The following is a 19,764-nucleotide window of genomic DNA, read 5'->3' on the forward strand; positions in this document are numbered from 1 at the left end:
TTACTAATTAAAGAACCATTAAACTGTTGAATGATGAACTCACGCCGCGACTTCTTGCAGAAATTAACTGCTTCCGCTATCGCAATCCCTTTCCTATCATCCGCTAATGCCTGGGATCAACCGGTCAACCTTGTCCGCAATCCGGACGGCCCCGTGTTGCGGGTAGCACTCATGGGACTGGGTGGATATGCGTCGATAGTTGCAAAAGCCATGCAGGACTGTAAGCGGGCAAAAATAACAGGCCTTATTAGCGGTACACCTTCCAAACTTTCCGAATGGGGTACAAAATATAATGTTCCGGAAAAAAGCAGGTATAACTACGAAAATTTCGACGACATCAAGAATAATCCGGACATCGACGTGGTCTATGTGACCACTCCAAATGCACTGCACCACGACCAGGTCATCCGGGTGGCCCGTGCGGGAAAGCATGCAATTAGCGAAAAACCCATGGCGCTCAATGCGAAGGAAGGTCAGGAAATGGTAGACGCGTGTTCGGAAGCCGGTGTCAAACTATTAGTAGGCTACCGAATGCATTTTGAACCTAAAACGCTTGAAGTGATACGGATGCGCAATGCGGACGAGTTTGGAAAGATCCTATTCTTTCAAGGCCTAAGCGGTTTCCGGATCGGCGATCCAAACCAATGGCGACTGAACAAGGCGTTAGCAGGTGGTGGCTCGCTCATGGACATTGGCATTTATTCCATCAACGGTGCACGTTACATGGTCAATGAAGAACCTATCTGGGTAACCGCTCAGGAAACAAAGACGGATACGGTTAAATTTAAAGAGGGTGTCGATGAAACCATTCAATTCCAGCTGGGCTTTCCGAGCGGTGCCGTAGCGTCTTGCTTATCCACCTACAATATGAACTACCTAGATCGCTTTTTTTTAAACGGCGAAAAGGGATTCGCCGAATTACAGCCTTCCACTGGATACGGCCCAATCAAGGGACGCACAAATAAAGGAGCGCTTACACAACCTCACGTTACCCACCAAACGCTGCAAATGGACGCCATGGCCGGAATCATCCTCGATGGCGACAGCCCCGTGGTAGCTGTGGATGGAGCTGAAGGGGTAAAAGATCTGAAAATCATTGACGCAATCTATGCTGCATGTGCCTCTGGAAAGCGTCACGAATTAAATCTCTGATACCTCTCCTCGGTATTTACACACAAATGACAATAAACAATTTATTGTAATACAATTTATTGCAGCACATAACCTAAAGTAAATCCATTTTATTTGTTCTTAAACGAATGTTTTAATTAAACGTTTGTTTAACTTTGCCTCCATTATGACGGAAATGGTGCAATACAACGAAAAACAACAACAAATCATGGCTATTGCGCTCCGTCTCTTTGCCGAAAACGGATACGATAAAACCTCTATCCGCGATATCGCGAGGGAAGCGGAGGTAAACGTAGCGATGGTATCCTACTATTTTGGTTCCAAGGATAAATTATTGGAGGCTGTGTTTATCAATCATTTTAAATTCATCCGGTCTGCCTTCAAAACCATCCTCAACCAACGCAACGATTCAGCAACTGAAAAAGTAAGTAAAATCATTGACATGTTTGTCGACATGCTGGCTGACCGCCAGCTTTTCCACCGGCTGATGATCCGTGAATCCGGTATCCTGAAACAAGGTCCCCTGTTTGACATGATCAAAGAAATGAAAACGGTAAACAGGCGGCTAGTGGAAAAGGCCGTGAAGAATGGCCAACGGTTGGGCGTTTTCCGTACGGATGTAGATGTATTCTTTATGTCGTCGGTACTGATAGGCAGCGTACACCAGAATATGGCCAATACACGGTACGAATTGGAACACCGCAATATTACCGAGGAACAAAGGGAAACAATCAAACATGAACGTACGGAGACCCTCCGCACGCATCTTAAACGTATGTTTATTGCCTACCTGACCGACCCCAGCAATGTATAAAACCGCTGTTGGAAAAAGTATAGTATTTTAAAATGAACAAATCGATCAGTTTTATAAAATCAGGATTCGTAATCGGCAGTTTACTGATCGGAGGAATCGCGCTGGGACAGCAGTCCCGGCCTCTGTCGTTAGCAGATGCAGTTGCCGCCAGCTTGGCCCATAGCAACGAACTGAAGATAGACGACAGCAAAATCAGCGGGGCAACCGCCGCCGTACAGGAAGCAAAAAATAGCCGATTGCCCGACATCGATGTTTCGGGACAATACCTCCGGGTCAATGAGCCTCACCTGGAAATAAAGTTTGCCAGCTCCGGTGAAAACAGCAATGACGAAGGGAGCGCCGCAGGGTCGTTTCCGGCGGTAAACCAAGCTATGTTTGGAATGGCTACCGCATCGCTACCTTTGTTTACCGGAGGCAAAATTAATCAAAGCATTGCGTCGGCTAAATTCCTTGAAACAGCCACACGGCTGGATGCCCTGCAGGATCGGCAACATATTATTCAAAACACAGTGGCCGCCTATTATAACCTTTACAAAGCTCAGGCTGCGGTGGAATTGGTAAAGGAAAACCTAAAATCGTCACAACAGCGTGTACGGGATTTCCAAAATCTGGAGGCAAACGGCATCGTTGCCCGCAATGACCTCTTGAAAGTACAATTGCAGCAAAGTAACCTGGAGCTCGCGTTGATCAATGCGGAAAACAACGCCAGTGTCTGCAATTATAATGTTAATCTCATGCTAGGATTGGATAGCCATACCGCGCTGGTTTTGGATACCGTGTCATTAGCGGAGATTCCGTCCACACAATCGGAAGACAAGTGGGAAATCAACGCTTTGGATCACCGTGCAGACTACCAAGCACTCGCAAAACGGGAACAAGCCGCACAAGCTGGCGTAAAAATCGCAAAAAGTGCCTATTATCCGGCTTTAGCAATCAGTGTAAGCTATATGGGAGCTAATATTCCACATGCGCTGACCATTACCAACGCTGTCAATGCTGGATTAGGGTTGAGTTATAACCTTGGCTCACTTTATAAGGCGAGTGCAAAGGTTAAACAAGCCAAGGCCCAAGAAGAAGAGCTTATGTGGCATCGCCAGCAGTTAAATGAGGGTATAAAAAGTGAAATCCATCAAGCGTACCTGAACTATGTACAAAGTTTGAAAAAAATCGAAGTATATCGCAAAGCCACGGAGCAGGCAAATGAAAACTATCGGATAACAAAAAACAAGCACGATAATAGCCTGGCAACTACCACTGACCTACTCGATGCGGATGTAGCCAAGCTACAGGCGCAATTGGAGTATGCCTATGCCAAAGCAGACGCCGCAGTAGCCTATCACAAGCTGCATGAAAGTGCCGGTGTGGAAGCCGAAATCTTTACTGCACAACATAAATAAAACAAACGATATTATCTCAATCATACATCATGCAATCCAATAATCAGCAATCAACAACGAAGGAGAAAAAATCAGGCAACAAGGGCTTCGCCATTGTGTTCGGCTTGCTTATCCTTATCGGTGGAACTTACGGCGTGATCAAATTCCTACATGCGCAGCGACATGAAGAAACCGATGATGCGCAGATTGTATCGACGATCAGCCCCGTGATACCGCGTGTTGCCGGATATATCCAGGAAGTATACGTACAAGACAACCAATTGGTACACAAAGGAGACACGCTGATTGTCTTAGACAACCGCGATTTTCAGGTGAAGCTGGCACAAGCGGAAGCACTGCTGGCGTCGGCCGAAAGTGGCATCGATGTGGCAGGTGCGGGTATTGCCGTTGCACAGGCCAATATAGACGCATCGCAAACCAGCATTAGCACAGCTGATGCGCAGATCGAATCGGCAAAAGTCGATCTTTGGCGGGCTCAAAAAGATTTTGAACGCTACCAGAATCTGATCGCTGATCACAGCATCACCCAACAGCAATACGAGCAGGCGCTGGCTGCCAAACAACTGGCCGAACAACGCTTGGTCGTCTTGGAGTCTCAAAAACAGGCAGCTATACGCCAGGCAAATACCGTGAGCAGACAGAAGTCCGTAAGCAGCAGTCAAGCATCCGTGGCAGCGGCGACGATCAAGCAACGCGAAGCCGAAGTGGAAGCTGCAACCCTCAATCTTTCTTACACTGTCATTACCGCCGCCATCGATGGACAGATTGGCAAGGTAAATCTGCAAGCAGGTCAGTTTCTAAATGCCGGGCAGGCACTGTTTAGCATTGTCCCTACCACCGATAAATGGGTAGTGGCTAACTTCAAAGAGACCCAACTTACCAAGATGCACGTGGGACAAAAGGTTTCGATTAAAGTGGATGCCTTTCCCGATTCTACACTTGAAGGAACAGTCAGTTCGTTCTCCCCCGCCACCGGAGCCGCTCAGTCGTTGCTACCTCCCGACAATGCTTCCGGCAATTTTGTGAAAGTGGTGCAGCGGGTGCCGGTGCGAATCGATTTCCAGGAGGGTGATCACCCTGCATTCATCGAAAAGATGCGAACCGGAATGAATGTGTTGGTAGACGTCCATTTAAACTAATATGGAACCAGACTCTCTGGTAGAATACGGATTTCGTCGCGCAATCGTGACCATCACAGCAGTGTGTTGCGCGTTGCTGGAAATCGTAGACACCACCATCATCAACGTGGCCCTTAACGATATGCGAGGCAGTATGGGCGCCACGCTAAGCGAAATCGGATGGGTGATTACCGCGTATGCCATTGGCAACGTTATTATCGTCCCACTTACCAGTTTCCTATCGCAACAATTTGGTCGTACCCACTACTTTGCCGGATCTATTATCCTCTTCACCATTTGTTCATTCCTATGTGGTAATGCCACCACCATGTGGGAACTCATCTTATTCCGTTTTCTGCAGGGCCTAGGCGGCGGCGCGTTGCTGGTTACATCACAGACCATCATTACCGAAGTTTACCCCATCGAAAAAAGAGGGATGGCCCAAGCCATCTACGGGCTGGGCGTCATCGTCGGCCCTACCCTCGGCCCTCCATTGGGAGGATATATTGTCGACAACTTCAGTTGGCCGTATATTTTTTACATCAATATTCCGGTGGGCGTCATTGCGACCATGTTGACCCTTCGGTTTATCAAAAGTCCCAAATACGGCGAACGTCGAGCGGCCAACCAAATTGACTGGTGGGGGATCGTCTTTCTCGCCGGTGCCGTGGGGGCATTGCAACTAATTCTTGAACGCGGCCAGGAAGAAGATTGGTTCAGCAGCTCAATGATTGTGTTTTTCGTCGTTTTATGTGCTGTTTGCTTATACCTATTTATCTGGCGGGAGATGGTGTGCAAAAACCCGATTGTGGAACTGCGCGTACTCAAAAATGCCAACCTACGAGTAGGAACCATCCTTTCCTTTATCCTTGGTTTTGGTTTATACGGTTCTACGTTTATCATTCCACTCTATACCCAGAACTCATTGGGTTGGACGGCCTATCAGGCCGGATTGCTCATGGTGCCTTCTTCGCTGATGACGGCCTTTATGATGCCCATCATCGGACAAGCTATACAGCGGGGCGTAAAACAAAAATACCTCGCCGCTACGGGCATGTTCCTGTTTTTTATTTTCTGCATATGGGGATATAAGGTTCTCACACCGGATACAGGAAGTGATGCATTTTTCTGGATGCTAATGCTCCGCGGGTTTGGCATGAGTATGCTGTTCATTCCGGTTTCCACCTTGTCACTTTCTACGCTGCAGGGAAAACAAATCGGACAAGGAGCCGCGTTTACCGGCATGATGCGGCAGTTGGGCGGATCGTTTGGTATTGCGCTGATCACCACATTTATGACACGCCGCAATGCGCTGCACCGAAACGATCTCATTACCAACATCACACCGGACAACCCTGCTTTCCAACAGAACTACCAAGGAATGGTTGCCAATTTCATGCATCATGGCATGGCACCTAATCAGGCACAGGCGGCGGCGCTAAAAGCCCTGGATGGTTCCATCATGGGGCAAGTCGCGGTATTGTCTTATATGGATGTGTTTTTGTACATCGGCATCATGTTCCTGATCTGCGTACCTTTTATCCTGATGCTGAAAAACAAAACCGGTCAAGAGAAAATAGATGTATCGGCAGCGCATTAAGCAGCCGTCCACCTGCCCGATTTTTTGAGATATCGGACGGTGAGGTAGTATACAGCCAATACCAGCAGCACCAAAACAAACCACCCATTCCGGGTGTCGGCGTCCCATTGCCAATGCGAATACTTGAAAAACAAAATCACAGCAATACCTGTTAGCCAGATTACCTGCGTATTATACTCTTTAATCAACCACCTTTTCCAAAGAAAATGCATTTCCGACAGTGTCTTCCCCAATCCGGAAGGATTGATCAGCCAACGATGTACACGGGTTGCATACGCATCAAATTGATCACCGAATTTATTCCGCAGAAAATTTTCCTCCGCCAACACAATGGCCTGATAGATAAATAGAAACAGCGGAATGAAAACCAACAGATAAAGCAACGAATTAACAAGAATACCTACCCCCACCAGCATTAAAATATTACCCACATATAGCGGATTGCGGCAATGTGCGAAAATACCGTTCGTGACCAGCTGTTCCGCATATACTTTCTTATCTTTCCCGCCCCTTACAATATAAGCCAACGAAATCGTAGCGCCCCGGATGAGTTGACCTGCAATCGTGATACAAAGACCAATAATCAACGGATAAAGATAAAATTTCGGGCCTGCGTTGCCTTCACTGAAAATGGGTGGTGAAGGAATAAATAATGCTAAATAAAGGAAGATAAATAGGTAGTTGCGGTACCTAAAGAAAAAATTACCAATCTGGACCATATATCAGTATTTGACCGCTGTGAATCCCGAAAAATTATACCATTTGAAAAACACCTCGGTATGGCTGAAACCTGCTTCCATTAGTAGCTTGAGATTTTCACTCAGTTTGTAGGGAATCAGCACATTTTCAAGGGCCTCCCGCTTTTGGGAAATCTCCAGATCACTGTAGTGATTCCGTCGTTTATAGTCGTAGTAATACGTAATGAAATTACGATTAAACAAGCTGTCTTCCGCCAATATTTTCTCTGAAATGATGAGGACGCCTCCTGGAACGAGGCCGTTATAGATCTTCTTTAACAGCTTCTCCCGGTATATCGGACGCACAAATTGCATGGTTAGGCACAAAATAACGACCGACGCATTTTCAATTTCAAAATCATCGTGCAAATCAACATTTTTTAATTCGTATTCCCTGGAAAGCTTTGCTTCCTGAAGTTTGGCTGCACATTTTCCGAGCATGTCTTTCGAATCGTCGATACCAACAAAACGGACCTGTTCATCCACATACGGATCCAGGTTAAGAAAGGTGGTTCCCGTTGAACAACCCAAGTCATATACATTGGTGCCCGGTATCGCAAATTCTGCCGCTTGTTCAATGATCATCCGTTGTATTTCGGTATAAAACGGAACAGACCGCTCCACCATGTCATCAAATGCATTGGCTACCGTGGCACCAAATTTAAAATCCGAAGGTTTTTTAATCACTTCGCTGAATACATTATCCTTATTCTTACCCATAAAGTTTCCCAGGTCTATTGCCTTGATTGAAGGATGGCCAAAGTAGCGGCAAAATCTGGAAAGAATCTGGAAACAATTCTTAAAATTAATGCTCTTCTGTAAAATATAAAATATAGTAATTCATACCCTTTTCCTCGTCATACCCTTTCTCAATCAATTCCCGTTTTCCATGCACGTAGATATGAAAGTTTTTATCCAATTTCAACACACTCTTGTAAGTGGCTTGGGCTTTTTTTACGGCTTGGCCCGAAATCGCAAACTGATCACCAAACGGAGACTCAAATTCTTCTTCAAACTGCTGGCGATAGCTATTGAAAAGCCCTGCTGCTTGCGGATTGCCAAGCACCTCTTCTGCAAATTCATCTTGCTGGAAAGTTTCCTTATTCTTGAAATAATCCATCGAACGATTTAAAAGATCGATTTTATCGGCGCGTTCCAATTCAAAGGTTTCATCCAGTTCTTCGTTCACAAATTTCTTGTACACCTTCAGAAAATTTCCCGTCTGGTTGAACGCATCGTTGCGTACCCGTACACCGAGAAAATCATCCTTCCAGTATACGGCCTCCTGTTGTCGGTTCGTCTGGTCTATAACCAATACTTTGTAACCCTCGTCGGACTCTGAATTAATAATTAGGCATCCTTTATCCAGTTTATTGATATTGATGGCCTCTTGCTCATAATCCAGTCCAAACGCACCCTGAACCGGTGAAATCTTCAAATATGCTTCCTTGTTTTCAGACTTGAATATTCCGATGGCTTCATGTACCTCTCCTTCCAATTGAACGTCACGCAGGTGCACAATATACAGCTCCCCACCTTTGATATTGGGATGGTTGGATACCTCAAACAGGTGTTTGGATAGTTGCTGGCTTAACTCTAGGAATTCCAGTTCACCCGAAAAAAAGGAATTTGAAAAATGAAAAACTTCATTCAGCGAACGTGTATTACTCGGATGGGATAGCCGATAAACTTCATCTAATTTGGCAAATGGACTCAGAAAATAGTGCATCAGTAATTGGCTGAGCACGCCATCTGATACATCCACAGGCTTTTCACTTAACACATAAAACTCATCCTGCAATTTATTGCCTACCCGGTGGATGGCCAATTGCTCAATGATAGCATCGGTATAGTAAAACATAGTATTTTATAATTAATAAACGTTTTCAATCATATATGCGTACAGCGGTTCGGAACGTCTGGCAGTGTGCATCCACAATATCACGGACGCGAGAAGAATATCCCCCGCCCATACTCACCTGAAGGGGCACCTGATATGCCCGGCAATATTCGAATACCAACTCATCCCGTCGGCTGCAGCCTGCCCGGGTCAATGCCAACTTTCCCAGTTTATCTGTAGCCAGCACATCAACTCCGGCCTGATAGAACGCAAAGTCAGGCTGTATGCGTTGAAAAATAGACTGCAACTGACGTTTTAGCACAGCAAGATAAGCTTCATCGCCAGTCCCCTCAGGTAACCCAACATCGACGTCAGAACGCTCCTTACGAAAGGGAAAATTACGTTCGCTATGCATGGAAAACGTGAATACACGGCGATCGTTGGCAAAGATCTGCGCCGTTCCATTCCCTTGGTGTACATCTAAATCAATGATCAGTACTTGTTGAAAACCCCTGCGGTGAACCAGATAAGCTGCGGCGATCGCCTGATCGTTTAGCAAGCAAAATCCTTCGCCCCAGTCGCGCCCTGCATGGTGAGTCCCTCCTGCTATATTAAAAGCGATTCCGTATTGATTTGCAAATGCACATCCGTCTATCGTACCCTGAACGATGCGGAGCTCACGTGTCACCAATGCGGCCGACATCGGAAAACCGATACGCCTGACCATCGCCGCCGAAAGCGTCAAATCAACTAACCGTTGGCAATAATCGACTTCATGTGCCAATATAATGGTCTCAAAATCGGCCACTGCAGGTTCAAAAAAACTATCAGCCTGTACCGTGCCCTCATAAAGTAACTGAGCAGGAATCAATTCATACTTCTCCATGGGAAAACGATGACCGTCCGGCAACGGATGCGAATAGCTCGGATGATAGGCGATTTTCAACACAGGGCGAAGATAGCAAACAACAAAGACCGGCTTGCTTATTTCTGATAAAAATATCATTTTTGGCAACTGACAAGTAATATATAAACCCAAAATCATGGATACGACACCGCCACTTCCTATTTTATCTGCCGAAGAGCAGCGTATTTTAGGGGCACTGATGGAGAAAGCAAAGGCAACGCCCGAATATTATCCGCTTACATTAAACGCGCTGGTTGCCGCATGCAATCAAAAAACATCGAGGAAACCCGTGGTAAATTATGACGATAATACCATCATCACCACCCTGGATTTACTCCGCAAAAAGGGATTGGTGTCGACTGTAACAGGCGGCTCAAGCCGCGTGACCAAGTATAAACACAATTTCGCGGTTGTATATCCCGTTATTCCAGTAGAAGTAACAATCATCTGCCTGCTGCTTCTGCGTGGTCCGCAGACCCCGGGTGAGTTAAACACCAATGCAGGCAGGATGTATGAATTTGAATCGCTCGAAGAGGTCCAGTCGGTATTGGACAACCTGGCCAACACAGAACAACCTTATGTCAGGCAATTAGCCAAGCGTCCGGGACAAAAAGAAGCCCGTTATATGCACCTTTTGGGCGGTGGGGAACTCCCGGAAGATGATGAGGTAGATTTTGCAGACGCGGGGGCATCGGCTGACCTGGCCAACCGTCTGGCGAAGGTAGAAACTGAATTAGCAGCGCTTCGGGCTGAATTTGACAAGCTCATGCAGGAATTGACGTAAGGGAGAAATCGCTAATTTATCGCATGCCAAAAAAACTAAATTTGACAAATAGTTGTTATCTTTACATGTGGTAAAGACTCAACCCCATGGTTATGGAAACAAAACCCGTAAAGTATCAACGCATACTCATTGCCACTGATGACAGTGAATGCTCAAAAAAAGCGTTGCAGCATGGCTATAGCCTTGCTAAAAACATGGAATCTTCGGTAGCATTAATCCATGTGATCGAACCCGCTTCACCGACCAATTACGGTGCAGATCCACTCATGGGACAGCAACCCATTATCATTCCGGAAACGACGGAGATACAGGAAGAAAATTCGAAAAAATTGTTGGACGAGATCAGCAGGAAATTTCTCGACGTAAAAGAGGTATTTACATTTAGCCGCATCGGCACACCCAAGCAGGAAATACTCACCGTAGCCAGTGAATGGGCAGCAGATCTCATCATCATGGGCACACACGGACGTACCGGTTTTGACCATTTTATATCGGGCAGTGTATCCGAAAGTGTCATAAGAAGAGCTTCGTGCCCAGTGTTGGTTATTCCCAGTAAATGTTAAGCGTTGCATGTTATGCATTGCACCAAATAAAAGGCCTTCCGTCGTTTGGACGGAAGGCCTTTTATTTGATTCTCGTAGAAAGTAACCGCCCTTACTCCCCGTGCAGCCAAGCTTTTTTGGCCAATAATTCATCCTCGGTCTCGCGAACATCCTCATCGTCCACACAACAGTCTACCGGGCAAACAGCGGCGCATTGGGGCTCATCATGAAATCCCACACACTCTGTGCATTTGTCCGAAACAATATAGTAAACCTCGTCTGAAATTGCGGCCTGTTCTTCCTCAGCATCAAGCGTTGTTCCGTCACCGAAATCTATAACTCCCTTGAGCTCAGTACCCTCCGAAAATCGCCAGCTCACTCCCGCATCATAAATTGCGTTGTTTGGGCATTCCGGTTCACAGGCCCCGCAATTGATACATTCATCTGTTATCTTTATTGCCATCTAACTCTTACCGTGTATTGATAAAATAAAAAACCTATTTTTGCGACCTAATTCATGCAAAATTTCACTACAAAGTTAGTAGTCTTTTTGCTAATTATTGCAATTCCCTGCAAATATACAACAATATTGTCTAAATACAGGCGCTAAGATTGACATTTTGACAAAGAAACAACGCATCGACGCATTCGTCTCACTGGGAGAATACTTGCTCTCCGACCACATAGAGCTGCAACAGGCCGGTAAACAGGCACACCATCACAATGCTTGGTTTACGCCATCCAATATAGCAAAAGCATTTACCACTATCGGGCGGTCATTATCCGAACCCAGTTTAACCAACTGGTTGACCCCCTATTCTTTCGATCATGAAACAGACAAAACCGTCGGATTGATTTTAGCTGGTAACATTCCCTTGGTAGGATTTCATGATATTTTGTGCGCACTTTGCGCCGGATTCAATATTGAGGTAAAGGCTTCGGCTAATGACCCGGTTCTGACCACACACCTGCTGGACCGATTAACAGAAATTGAACCCCGGTTTTCCCGAAAAATAACAGTCAGTGAGCGGCTTAAAAACTTCGATTTGGTAATCGCCACCGGAAACGATAATAGTTCCCGGTATTTTTCTTATTATTTTGGTCAAAAGCCACATATCATTCGGAAAAACCGAAACAGCGCTGCGGTGCTAACAGGCAGGGAAACACAAAAGGATCTTCAACTGCTTGGCAACGATATCTTCGATTATTTCGGCCTTGGATGTCGTAGCGTTTCCAAATTGTTTATACCCCAAAGTTATGACATCTCCGCATTTTTCGAAGCGATAGCTCAATTTTCCGGGATAATCAATCATCATAAGTATGCCAATAATTACGATTATAACAAGTCTATTTATCTCGTCAACGGCGATACACATTATGACAATGGTTTTTTGTTGGTCAAGTCCGATCAACGCATGGCTTCTCCGTTAGCTGTCGTGTTTGTCGAAGAATACGGCAATCCAAAGACATTGACAGATCGATTGACCGCGTTGGCCCCTCAACTGCAATGCATAGTAAGTAGTGAGCTACTCCCCCTTACGACGCCCGTGGTTGCGCCCGGCCAAAGCCAGGAACCCGCATTAGACGATTATGCTGATGGTGTGAATACGCTTGATTTTTTGGCGGAACACCAATGAAGCCTTTCGCTTTCACCCAATTAATGCTAACTTTGCCACACGATGTATGTCATGAAGGTCAAGGGCGTGGCTAAAATACCGGACTATGTCCAATTACGTGACGACGCGTTTACGTTACTTGCCTATTTCCGGGTTGACCGTCCCGACAAGTCCCTTGAAAAGTTAGGACTGGGCGATCACGCGGAACAGATTATGGAGGTTGTCAGGAAAATGCCTTTCGGACAAATTAAAAAACTAGAAATCACAAATTTATGATCGGTGATACGGTAATTACACTCAAAAATGTTGACATCTACCAACCTAAGCATTTAGTGTTGTCAAATGTAAATCTCAAAATCGACAAAGGTGAATTTGTGTTTCTCATTGGCCAAACCGGAAGTGGCAAGAGCAGTCTGTTGAAAATCATCTATGGAGACCTCCACATCGCCAGCGGAGAAGGAATGGTGGCGGATTTCGACCTAAAAAAGCTCAGTGAACGTGAAGTTCCTTATTTGAGACGGAAATTAGGTATTGTCTTTCAGGACTTCCACCTGCTTACCGACCGTACCGTGGAAAAAAATCTGGAATTTGCCCTCCGGGCTACCGGATGGAAAGACAAAGCGCTAATCAACAATCGGATGCTGGATGTCCTCGAAAAAGTGGGACTTCGCTCGAAGCTAAAAAAAATGCCGCATGAACTATCGGGAGGTGAGCAACAACGGGTAGTCATTGCCCGTGCGTTATTGAACAATCCCGAAGTCATCCTCGCAGATGAGCCCACGGGAAATCTAGATCCCGAAACATCCGAGGAAATTGTATTGCTATTAAAAGAAATCAGCCGCTCTGGCACTGCCATTCTCATGGCAACACACGATTACCAAATCATCCGCAACATGCCTTCAAGAATCGTCAAAACAATTGACGGCGCCTTACAGGACAACGTTACAATATAGCGCTCCGACAGAATCTGCCACACAACACGCCAATTTGTATGCTTGGCTGCTAAAAAAACTGACAGGCTGGCGGTCTTTCGGTAATGGCAATGAAATTGCGACGGCAACAGGATGGTTGATTAGGCAATAAGACAACTTATGACAAAACACAAGAAGAGAAAAAATCAGGATAACAACGATATAATGGAAGAGAATCAATCTACTGCACCGGAAACACAGGCGGCGAACACAACGGCTAAAGTCGAAAAAAAATCCGAGGCTACCCCGGAAGGACCAACGCCCGAACAGCAACAGGCGGCAGAGTTGGCTGCAGCCAATGACAAGTACCTTCGTTTATATGCAGAATTTGACAATTACAAACGCCGGGTAGCAAAAGAACGGATTGAGCTGATGCAAACAGCTGGAAAAGAAATAATTGCAAACCTATTGCCTGTAATTGATGACTTCGATCGAGCACTAAAGGCCTTCGAAACAGCGACGGAACTTGAGCCGGTGAAAGAAGGCGTATCATTGGTCGGACAAAAACTAAAGAGCATATTAACAAATCAAGGCTTGAAGGAAATGGAATCGGTAGGCAAACCTTTCGATGCCGAATTGCAGGAAGCGATCACCAGTATACCCGCCCAAAGCGACGACCTCAAAGGCACAGTAATTGACGAAATTGAAAAAGGGTACTTTTTACATGGTAAGGTATTGCGCCATGCGAAAGTTGTTGTTGGCAGTTAATCCATAAATCGCATGTCAAAAAGAGATTATTACGATGTATTGGGTGTTTCGCGCAATGCAGATCAAGCAGAGATAAAATCTGCCTATCGGAAACTGGCAATCAAGTACCACCCCGACAAAAATCCAAACAACACTGAAGCGGAGGATAAATTCAAGGAGGCCGCTGAGGCTTATGAAATACTTAGCAACCCCGAAAAGCGGCAGCGTTACGATCGATTCGGCCATTCTGGGGGCGGTGCGGGCGGTTTCGGCGGCGGCGGCATGAATATGGAGGATATATTCAGCCAATTCGGCGATATATTCGGCGGGGGCGGCAGCCCTTTTGAAAGTTTTTTCGGGGGCGGCGGCCAACGCGGTGGACGGCGGGTAACTAAAGGCTCTAACCTTCGCATCAAGGTGAAGCTTACCCTTCAGGAAATCGCCAAGGGATCTGAGAAAAAAATCAAAGTAAACAAACAGGTGGTTTGTACAACCTGCGACGGAAGTGGTGCAAAGGACAAATCATCGTTTCACAATTGCCGGACATGCGGTGGCACCGGAACGGTCAGAAGGGTAACGAACACCATCCTGGGTCAGATGCAGACAACCAGCACCTGCCCTACCTGCAACGGTGAAGGCGTGGAAATATCCGCCAAATGCCCGGTTTGCCATGGCGACGGGTTGGTGCGCGGCGAAGAAACCATCAGCATCAACATTCCTGCTGGTGTGAGCGAAGGCATGCAGCTGTCTATGAGTGGAAAAGGAAACGCCGCACCACGTGGCGGGGTACCAGGCGACTTGATCATTCTCATCGAAGAGATCCCCCATGAAACACTTAAAAGAGATGGTACAAATGTCATCTACGACTTATATATTAATTTTGTAGATGCGACGTTGGGCACCAGTGCAGAAATCCCGACCATCGATGGTAAAGCCAAAATCAAAATCGAACCGGGTACTCAGGGTGGTAAAATTCTGCGGCTTAAAGGAAAGGGAGTGCCTGAGGTAAATTCATATCATAAAGGCGACCAATTGGTGTATGTAAATGTATGGACACCTAAGGCTATATCTTCCGAAGAAAAGGAATTATTAGAACGTCTCCGCACTTCGCCAAACTTCAAACCCCAACCTGGCAAAAACGAGAAAACCTTCTTCGAGCGGATAAAAGAATATTTCGAATAGTCCCCTTATCCGTTGAAAACATAATCAGCAGAATCCGGAGAAATTATTTCCTCCGGATTCTGCATTTTAAATATAGCCATTTTTGACACTATTCATCAACTGACAATTAATGTTAAAAAGTCAACTATAAATATCTACCCCGTCATATTGACTTGAATCCGTGCATTACCTGAATCGCGTGTTTAATTTTTCTCGAATAAAAGCTTCAAAATTTACATTAATCAAACAAAAAGGTAAATCAAGGGCGATTTATTCTAAAACAGACATAAGCATGACACACGCTAGACCTAAGGGCTGAATTTTGGCACTGGTATTGCATATTGACTTTTAAAGTCAGATAGTCCAACTGTAGCGGACGAACTGATAAATGGTTTAATTAAATAAATACAAAAAATGAAAAAATTATTTTTAACCTTATCTGCTGCTATTGCCGTTACGTTTGCTGCCAATGCACAAACGGAAAAAGGAAAGACCATCCTTGGAGGAAATGTTTCTTACGATTATACCAAAGTGAAAGATGATGACGGAAGCCTTCAAGGTTTTTCTGTTTTACCTAGCGTCGGTGTTTTTGTTAGCGACAATTTAGCCGTCGGCTTAGGGTTTGGTTACACTTGGAACCAAGAAGATGATGGAACTGATAAAACTAAGGTTGGTGAGTTTTCAGCAGCGCCGTATGCTAGGCTTTATAAAGGCGACGGCAATTTCAAGTTTTTTGGCCAGCTTTCTGTACCAATGGGTTGGGGAACTTCTAAAGAAAATGATACCAAATTAGGAAATACGGAACGTTATGGTGCTGAATTGTCACCCGGTTTTGCTTACTTTCCGACCAGCAAAATTGGTATCGAATTTTCAGTTAGAGGCTTGTATTACCAAAACACTTCATTGAAACTAGAAGGAGGCGAGAAAGTTTCTACAAATTCATTCGGTTTGAATGCTAATTCATTAGCACCACGCATAGGTATTCAATTTTATTTCTAAAAAGAGTTAATCTGAAAAAACCGCTTTGGTGTTTACCAAAGCGGTTTTTTTTATTTCCTAACTTACTACACACTACAATTCTCCTAAAAACGAAAGGTTTCCAAACGGGGAGAATGGAAACCTTTACTAACCAATTATAAACCTAAATTATGATGCCGCAAAGGTATGCATCATTTATTACAAATCAAAATTTATTTTCTTAACGATCAACCTCACCTAATACGATATCAATTGATCCCAAAATCGCAACCAAGTCTGCTATTAATATCCCTTTTACCAATTCAGGTAATACGGATAGGTTATTAAAACTTGGCCCCCTCGCTTTCACCCGCTTCGGAATATCACTTTTCTCTTGCGTCACAAAATAAAATCCGAGTTCACCTTTAGGGTTCTCGGCCCTTACATAGTAATCCTGCGATTTTAAATTCACCTTTTTTGGCACCAATGCACGGGGATCGAAATCCACCGTTCGTTTTAATTCCTTGGTCAACCGTGCAAGACATTGTTCAATAATCCTTACGGACTCCCTAATTTCATCGACGCGAACCTTAAAGCGGTCCCAGCAATCGCCAGGACTCCCCTGCTCGCCTTTACCTATGGGAATATCAAACTCAATCTCCGGATAAACGGAATAATTATCCGTCCGTCTTAAATCCCACCTAATGCCCGATGCGCGGAGCATTGGACCGGAACAGCCATAATTAATCGCCACATCAGCAGGCAATATTCCAATATTTGCCGTACGCGAAATAAAGATTTGATTCCCGGTAAGAAGCTCATCCAATTCGACCAGCTTCGGTTTGAAATAATTTATAAATTCAGCACAGCGGGATTCAAAATCTACCGGCAGGTCATAAAACAGCCCCCCAACCCAAATGTAATTATACAGCATCCGTGAACCGGATGCCCACTCCAGCATATTCATAATATGTTCCCGATCCCGGAAACACCACATAAAAGGTGTAAATGCACCGATATCGATACCATACGTACCTATGGCTATCAAATGAGAGGCAATACGATTTAACTCGCACACCAATACGCGGATGTATTCAACCCGCTTGGGAATCTGATGATCGATGCCCAACATGCGCTCAACACCCATTACAAACGCGTGACTGTTGTTCATCGAAGCCAGATAGTCCATCCGATCGGTAAACGGAATGGTTTTTCCATAGTTCATGGATTCAGCATGTTTTTCAAAGCAACGGTGCAGATAACCGATATGTGGAATCACCTCTTTTACCAATTCGCCATCGGTAATTAATTGCAACCTGAGCACTCCATGGGTGGATGGGTGCTGAGGCCCCATATTAATAACCATTTCCTCGGCGCTTATGGCAGTTAACCGCTCCTCATAGGCTCGCTGTGCCTGTTGATAGGTTTTATCTATTACCATTACTTATCTACTTAATCGGAATACCATGGTACATTTCGGCATCTTCATAGTCCTTTCGCAGCGGATATCCTTCCCAGTCTTCTGGCAGTAAGATCCGCCGCAAATCCGGGTGTCCTTCAAAATAGATCCCCATCAGATCAAATGCTTCCCGCTCATGCCAGTCAGCTGTCCGCCACACCGAGCTCACACTGGGCACGGAAGGCAAATTGTCCAGCCGCCGGTCGTTCGGCACGATCACCTTAAGTGTAAGTTGATAATTATACGGAATGGACGCCAAATGATAAACGACAGTGAAGGTACCTGCCGGCACACCATCATCGACTGCACTGATGCAGGAAAGAAAATCAAAATAGGTATCCACATGGTCGCGGAGAAACAAACACACTTGTCGTAATAGCAATGATTCGACTACCAATGCAGGTTGCAAGCCCGACGATTCAATAGTGGCTGCTTCGTCCCCGAATTGTGCCGCCAGAAGTGTTTTCACACGTATGATCAGTTCTTCCATCTTTGTATAGGGTTAAGGATTAAGGGGCCAACCGGGTTATTCCCCACTCGTTATCCTGCTTCTTGTAGCGCAACCGATCATGCAGCCTGCCACTCCGACCCTGCCAGAACTCCACTTCGTGCGGAACAAGCCAGTATCCTCCCCAATGAGCGGGTCTGGGTAGTGAATCCAAATTCTTATATTGTTCTTCTAAGGTGCTCAAAGCAACATCAAGTACATTTCGATCGGCGATCTCTTGGCTTTGTGGAGAAACGATAGCACCGAGTTGGCTACCTTTCGGTCTGGATACAAAATATGCATCAGACAGTTCCGGCGACATTTTCACTACGCGCCCCACCACACGGACTTGCCGCTGAAGTTCGGGCCAGAAAAATAAGATCGCTGCATGGGGATTTCCCGCCAGCTCAAGACCTTTCCGGCTTTGGTAATTCGTGAAAAAACCAAATCCAGATTCGCCCACATGTTTTAACAGTACAATCCTTGAAGACGGACATCCTGAAGCGGATACAGTAGACAACGTCATGGCATTGGGTTCCATAACCTGCTTTTCAATCGCATCACCGAACCACGCCTGGAATTGCTTAATCGGGTCCTCAACTACCTCTTCTTCGTGCAGTTGCCCCATTTTATATTCCGTACGGATGTCCGTGATATCGGTCTTGTTCAACATCTTTTCGTATGTTTCTTAACGATGTACAAACATACGAAAAACTGGAAGTATATGCTACTTCTTATAATAACCCATCGCTTCGGGAATCAGCTTTTGGATATTGCTGATGCGACGTGCATCGCTTGGGTGCGTGCTCAGGAATTCGGGCGGCGCACCTCCTCCCTGTGATTGTTTTGCCTGCGCCATGCGCTCCCAAAATCCAACCGCTTCATTCGGGTTATATCCAGCCATTGCCATAAAGACTAACCCCAGCCTGTCTGCCTCACTCTCCTGATTGCGCGAATAGCTCAGTAAGGCAAGCTGTCCGCCCAAACCGTAGGCGGTGTTAAGTACCGCTCTCGTGGTATTTGACTTCTCTGCTGTAGCTACATCAACCGCCACGCCTCCCGCCTGCGCAATAATCGATTGTGACATGCGTTCGGCCGAATGCTTGGCTATCGCATGTGCCACTTCATGCCCCATTACGGTTGCCAGACCTGCTTCATTTTTTGTAATCGGCAAAATACCTGTATACACAGCAACCTTACCTCCCGGCATGCACCAAGCATTGATTTGGTCTTCTTGAATCAGGTTAAACTCCCAGTTAAAATCATATTGATCGCCATACCCATTTTCCTGCAAAAATCGGGTTACGGCCCCGGCAATGTTTTTACCAACCCGCTGCACCAGTTGGGCATTGGAATTGCCTTTGATTACTTTCGTCTTGGAGTCGCTAAGCAAATCCTGGTAGACAAGCGCTGCCTGCTGCTGGATTTCCGCTTCATTTACCAAGCTCAGTTGCCGCCGACCGGTGAGTGGCACCGTTGCACAAGACACAACGATTCCAAAAATCAGCAGCCAGCAGGTACGTTTTACCATTGCTTTCATTACAGTACAAATTAAT

Annotated in this window: 22 protein-coding genes; 13 read left to right on the plus strand and 9 right to left on the minus strand. The window is 45.6% G+C overall.

All coding sequences use genetic code 11. The annotated features are described in order from the left end of the window. The first annotated feature begins 30 nt into the window (after positions 1-30). From BMZ56_RS10500 to BMZ56_RS10520, 5 genes are all read left to right on the plus strand, one after another. Positions 31-1,152: a Gfo/Idh/MocA family protein gene (locus tag BMZ56_RS10500; RefSeq protein ID WP_245893160.1), complete on the plus strand. Its 1,122-nt coding sequence runs from the start codon at positions 31-33 to the stop codon at positions 1,150-1,152. Between the two features lie 145 nt (positions 1,153-1,297). Continuing rightward, positions 1,298-1,945 (plus strand): TetR/AcrR family transcriptional regulator, encoded by a 648-nt coding sequence (locus BMZ56_RS10505; RefSeq protein ID WP_090626535.1) that lies wholly within the window; start codon positions 1,298-1,300, stop codon positions 1,943-1,945. 32 nt (positions 1,946-1,977) lie between these two features. Continuing rightward, a complete protein-coding gene (locus tag BMZ56_RS10510) occupies positions 1,978-3,342 on the plus strand; it encodes a TolC family protein (RefSeq protein ID WP_090626536.1) in 1,365 nt (454 codons plus the stop codon). A gap of 29 nt (positions 3,343-3,371) precedes the next feature. Continuing rightward, positions 3,372-4,481: an HlyD family secretion protein gene (locus tag BMZ56_RS10515; protein WP_090626537.1), complete on the plus strand. Its 1,110-nt coding sequence runs from the start codon at positions 3,372-3,374 to the stop codon at positions 4,479-4,481. A 1-nt stretch (position 4,482) separates the two neighbouring features. Beyond that, entirely contained in the window at positions 4,483-6,060 is a 1,578-nt protein-coding gene (locus tag BMZ56_RS10520) for a DHA2 family efflux MFS transporter permease subunit (RefSeq protein ID WP_090626538.1), read from the plus strand. On the opposite strand, the gene BMZ56_RS10525 is transcribed toward BMZ56_RS10520, so the two are convergent. The 4 genes from BMZ56_RS10525 to BMZ56_RS10540 form a co-directional block, all read right to left on the minus strand. After that, the gene (locus tag BMZ56_RS10525) at positions 6,057-6,779 is read right to left on the minus strand and encodes a methyltransferase family protein (protein ID WP_090626539.1); all 723 of its coding nucleotides are present in this window, start codon (positions 6,777-6,779) and stop codon (positions 6,057-6,059) included. The genes BMZ56_RS10520 and BMZ56_RS10525 overlap by 4 nt on opposite strands. Positions 6,780-6,782: 3 nt before the next feature. Further along, a complete protein-coding gene (cmoA, locus tag BMZ56_RS10530; protein ID WP_090626540.1) occupies positions 6,783-7,517 on the minus strand; it encodes a carboxy-S-adenosyl-L-methionine synthase CmoA in 735 nt (244 codons plus the stop codon). A gap of 85 nt (positions 7,518-7,602) precedes the next feature. Beyond that, entirely contained in the window at positions 7,603-8,658 is a 1,056-nt protein-coding gene (locus BMZ56_RS10535) for a nucleoid-associated protein (RefSeq protein WP_090626541.1), read from the minus strand. Between the two features lie 25 nt (positions 8,659-8,683). Continuing rightward, positions 8,684-9,643, minus strand: a complete 960-nt coding sequence (locus BMZ56_RS10540) for a histone deacetylase family protein (RefSeq protein ID WP_245893162.1) — start codon at positions 9,641-9,643, stop codon at positions 8,684-8,686. A 37-nt stretch (positions 9,644-9,680) separates the two neighbouring features. On the opposite strand from BMZ56_RS10540, the gene BMZ56_RS10545 reads away from it, so the two are divergent. Together BMZ56_RS10545 and BMZ56_RS10550 are read left to right on the plus strand one after the other, a co-directional pair. Continuing rightward, complete coding sequence (locus tag BMZ56_RS10545) at positions 9,681-10,328, plus strand: YceH family protein (protein WP_090626543.1); 648 nt, start codon at positions 9,681-9,683, stop codon at positions 10,326-10,328. 92 nt (positions 10,329-10,420) lie between these two features. Continuing rightward, complete coding sequence (locus BMZ56_RS10550) at positions 10,421-10,891, plus strand: universal stress protein (RefSeq protein WP_090626657.1); 471 nt, start codon at positions 10,421-10,423, stop codon at positions 10,889-10,891. A gap of 91 nt (positions 10,892-10,982) precedes the next feature. Here BMZ56_RS10550 and BMZ56_RS10555 read toward each other — a convergent pair whose 3' ends face one another. Further along, positions 10,983-11,333, minus strand: coding sequence for a 4Fe-4S dicluster domain-containing protein (locus tag BMZ56_RS10555; RefSeq protein ID WP_090626544.1), 351 nt, complete (start codon positions 11,331-11,333; stop codon positions 10,983-10,985). A 157-nt stretch (positions 11,334-11,490) separates the two neighbouring features. Here BMZ56_RS10555 and BMZ56_RS10560 point away from each other — a divergent pair, with 157 nt between their 5' ends. The 6 genes from BMZ56_RS10560 to BMZ56_RS10585 all read left to right on the plus strand — a co-directional run bounded on the left by BMZ56_RS10560 (position 11,491) and on the right by BMZ56_RS10585 (position 16,304). Continuing rightward, positions 11,491-12,507, plus strand: coding sequence for an aldehyde dehydrogenase family protein (locus BMZ56_RS10560; protein WP_090626545.1), 1,017 nt, complete (start codon positions 11,491-11,493; stop codon positions 12,505-12,507). Positions 12,508-12,549: 42 nt separating this feature from the next. After that, positions 12,550-12,762: a fructose-6-phosphate aldolase gene (locus tag BMZ56_RS10565; RefSeq protein ID WP_090626546.1), complete on the plus strand. Its 213-nt coding sequence runs from the start codon at positions 12,550-12,552 to the stop codon at positions 12,760-12,762. Then, entirely contained in the window at positions 12,759-13,439 is a 681-nt protein-coding gene (locus tag BMZ56_RS10570; protein WP_090626547.1) for a cell division ATP-binding protein FtsE, read from the plus strand. Before BMZ56_RS10565 ends, BMZ56_RS10570 begins: the two co-directional genes overlap by 4 nt. A 183-nt stretch (positions 13,440-13,622) precedes the next feature. Then, the gene (locus BMZ56_RS10575; RefSeq protein WP_245893163.1) at positions 13,623-14,165 is read left to right on the plus strand and encodes a nucleotide exchange factor GrpE; all 543 of its coding nucleotides are present in this window, start codon (positions 13,623-13,625) and stop codon (positions 14,163-14,165) included. A 12-nt stretch (positions 14,166-14,177) separates the two neighbouring features. Further along, positions 14,178-15,326 (plus strand): molecular chaperone DnaJ, encoded by a 1,149-nt coding sequence (gene dnaJ, locus BMZ56_RS10580; protein WP_090626549.1) that lies wholly within the window; start codon positions 14,178-14,180, stop codon positions 15,324-15,326. 393 nt (positions 15,327-15,719) lie between these two features. Beyond that, positions 15,720-16,304: an outer membrane beta-barrel protein gene (locus BMZ56_RS10585; RefSeq protein ID WP_090626550.1), complete on the plus strand. Its 585-nt coding sequence runs from the start codon at positions 15,720-15,722 to the stop codon at positions 16,302-16,304. A gap of 199 nt (positions 16,305-16,503) precedes the next feature. On the opposite strand, the gene BMZ56_RS10590 is transcribed toward BMZ56_RS10585, so the two are convergent. From BMZ56_RS10590 to BMZ56_RS10605, 4 genes are read right to left on the minus strand one after another with little or no spacing between them, the layout of a single operon-like run. Beyond that, positions 16,504-17,703, minus strand: a complete 1,200-nt coding sequence (locus BMZ56_RS10590; RefSeq protein ID WP_090626551.1) for an NADH-quinone oxidoreductase subunit D — start codon at positions 17,701-17,703, stop codon at positions 16,504-16,506. A 7-nt stretch (positions 17,704-17,710) separates the two neighbouring features. Continuing rightward, entirely contained in the window at positions 17,711-18,211 is a 501-nt protein-coding gene (locus tag BMZ56_RS10595; RefSeq protein WP_090626552.1) for an NADH-quinone oxidoreductase subunit C, read from the minus strand. Positions 18,212-18,230: 19 nt separating this feature from the next. Then, positions 18,231-18,881, minus strand: coding sequence for a pyridoxamine 5'-phosphate oxidase (pdxH, locus tag BMZ56_RS10600; RefSeq protein WP_090626553.1), 651 nt, complete (start codon positions 18,879-18,881; stop codon positions 18,231-18,233). A gap of 54 nt (positions 18,882-18,935) precedes the next feature. Then, positions 18,936-19,748 (minus strand): M48 family metallopeptidase, encoded by an 813-nt coding sequence (locus BMZ56_RS10605; RefSeq protein ID WP_090626554.1) that lies wholly within the window; start codon positions 19,746-19,748, stop codon positions 18,936-18,938. Between the last annotated feature and the right edge of the window lie 16 nt (positions 19,749-19,764).

This window comes from Parapedobacter indicus (assembly GCF_900113765.1).
GTDB lineage: Bacteria > Bacteroidota > Bacteroidia > Sphingobacteriales > Sphingobacteriaceae > Parapedobacter > Parapedobacter indicus.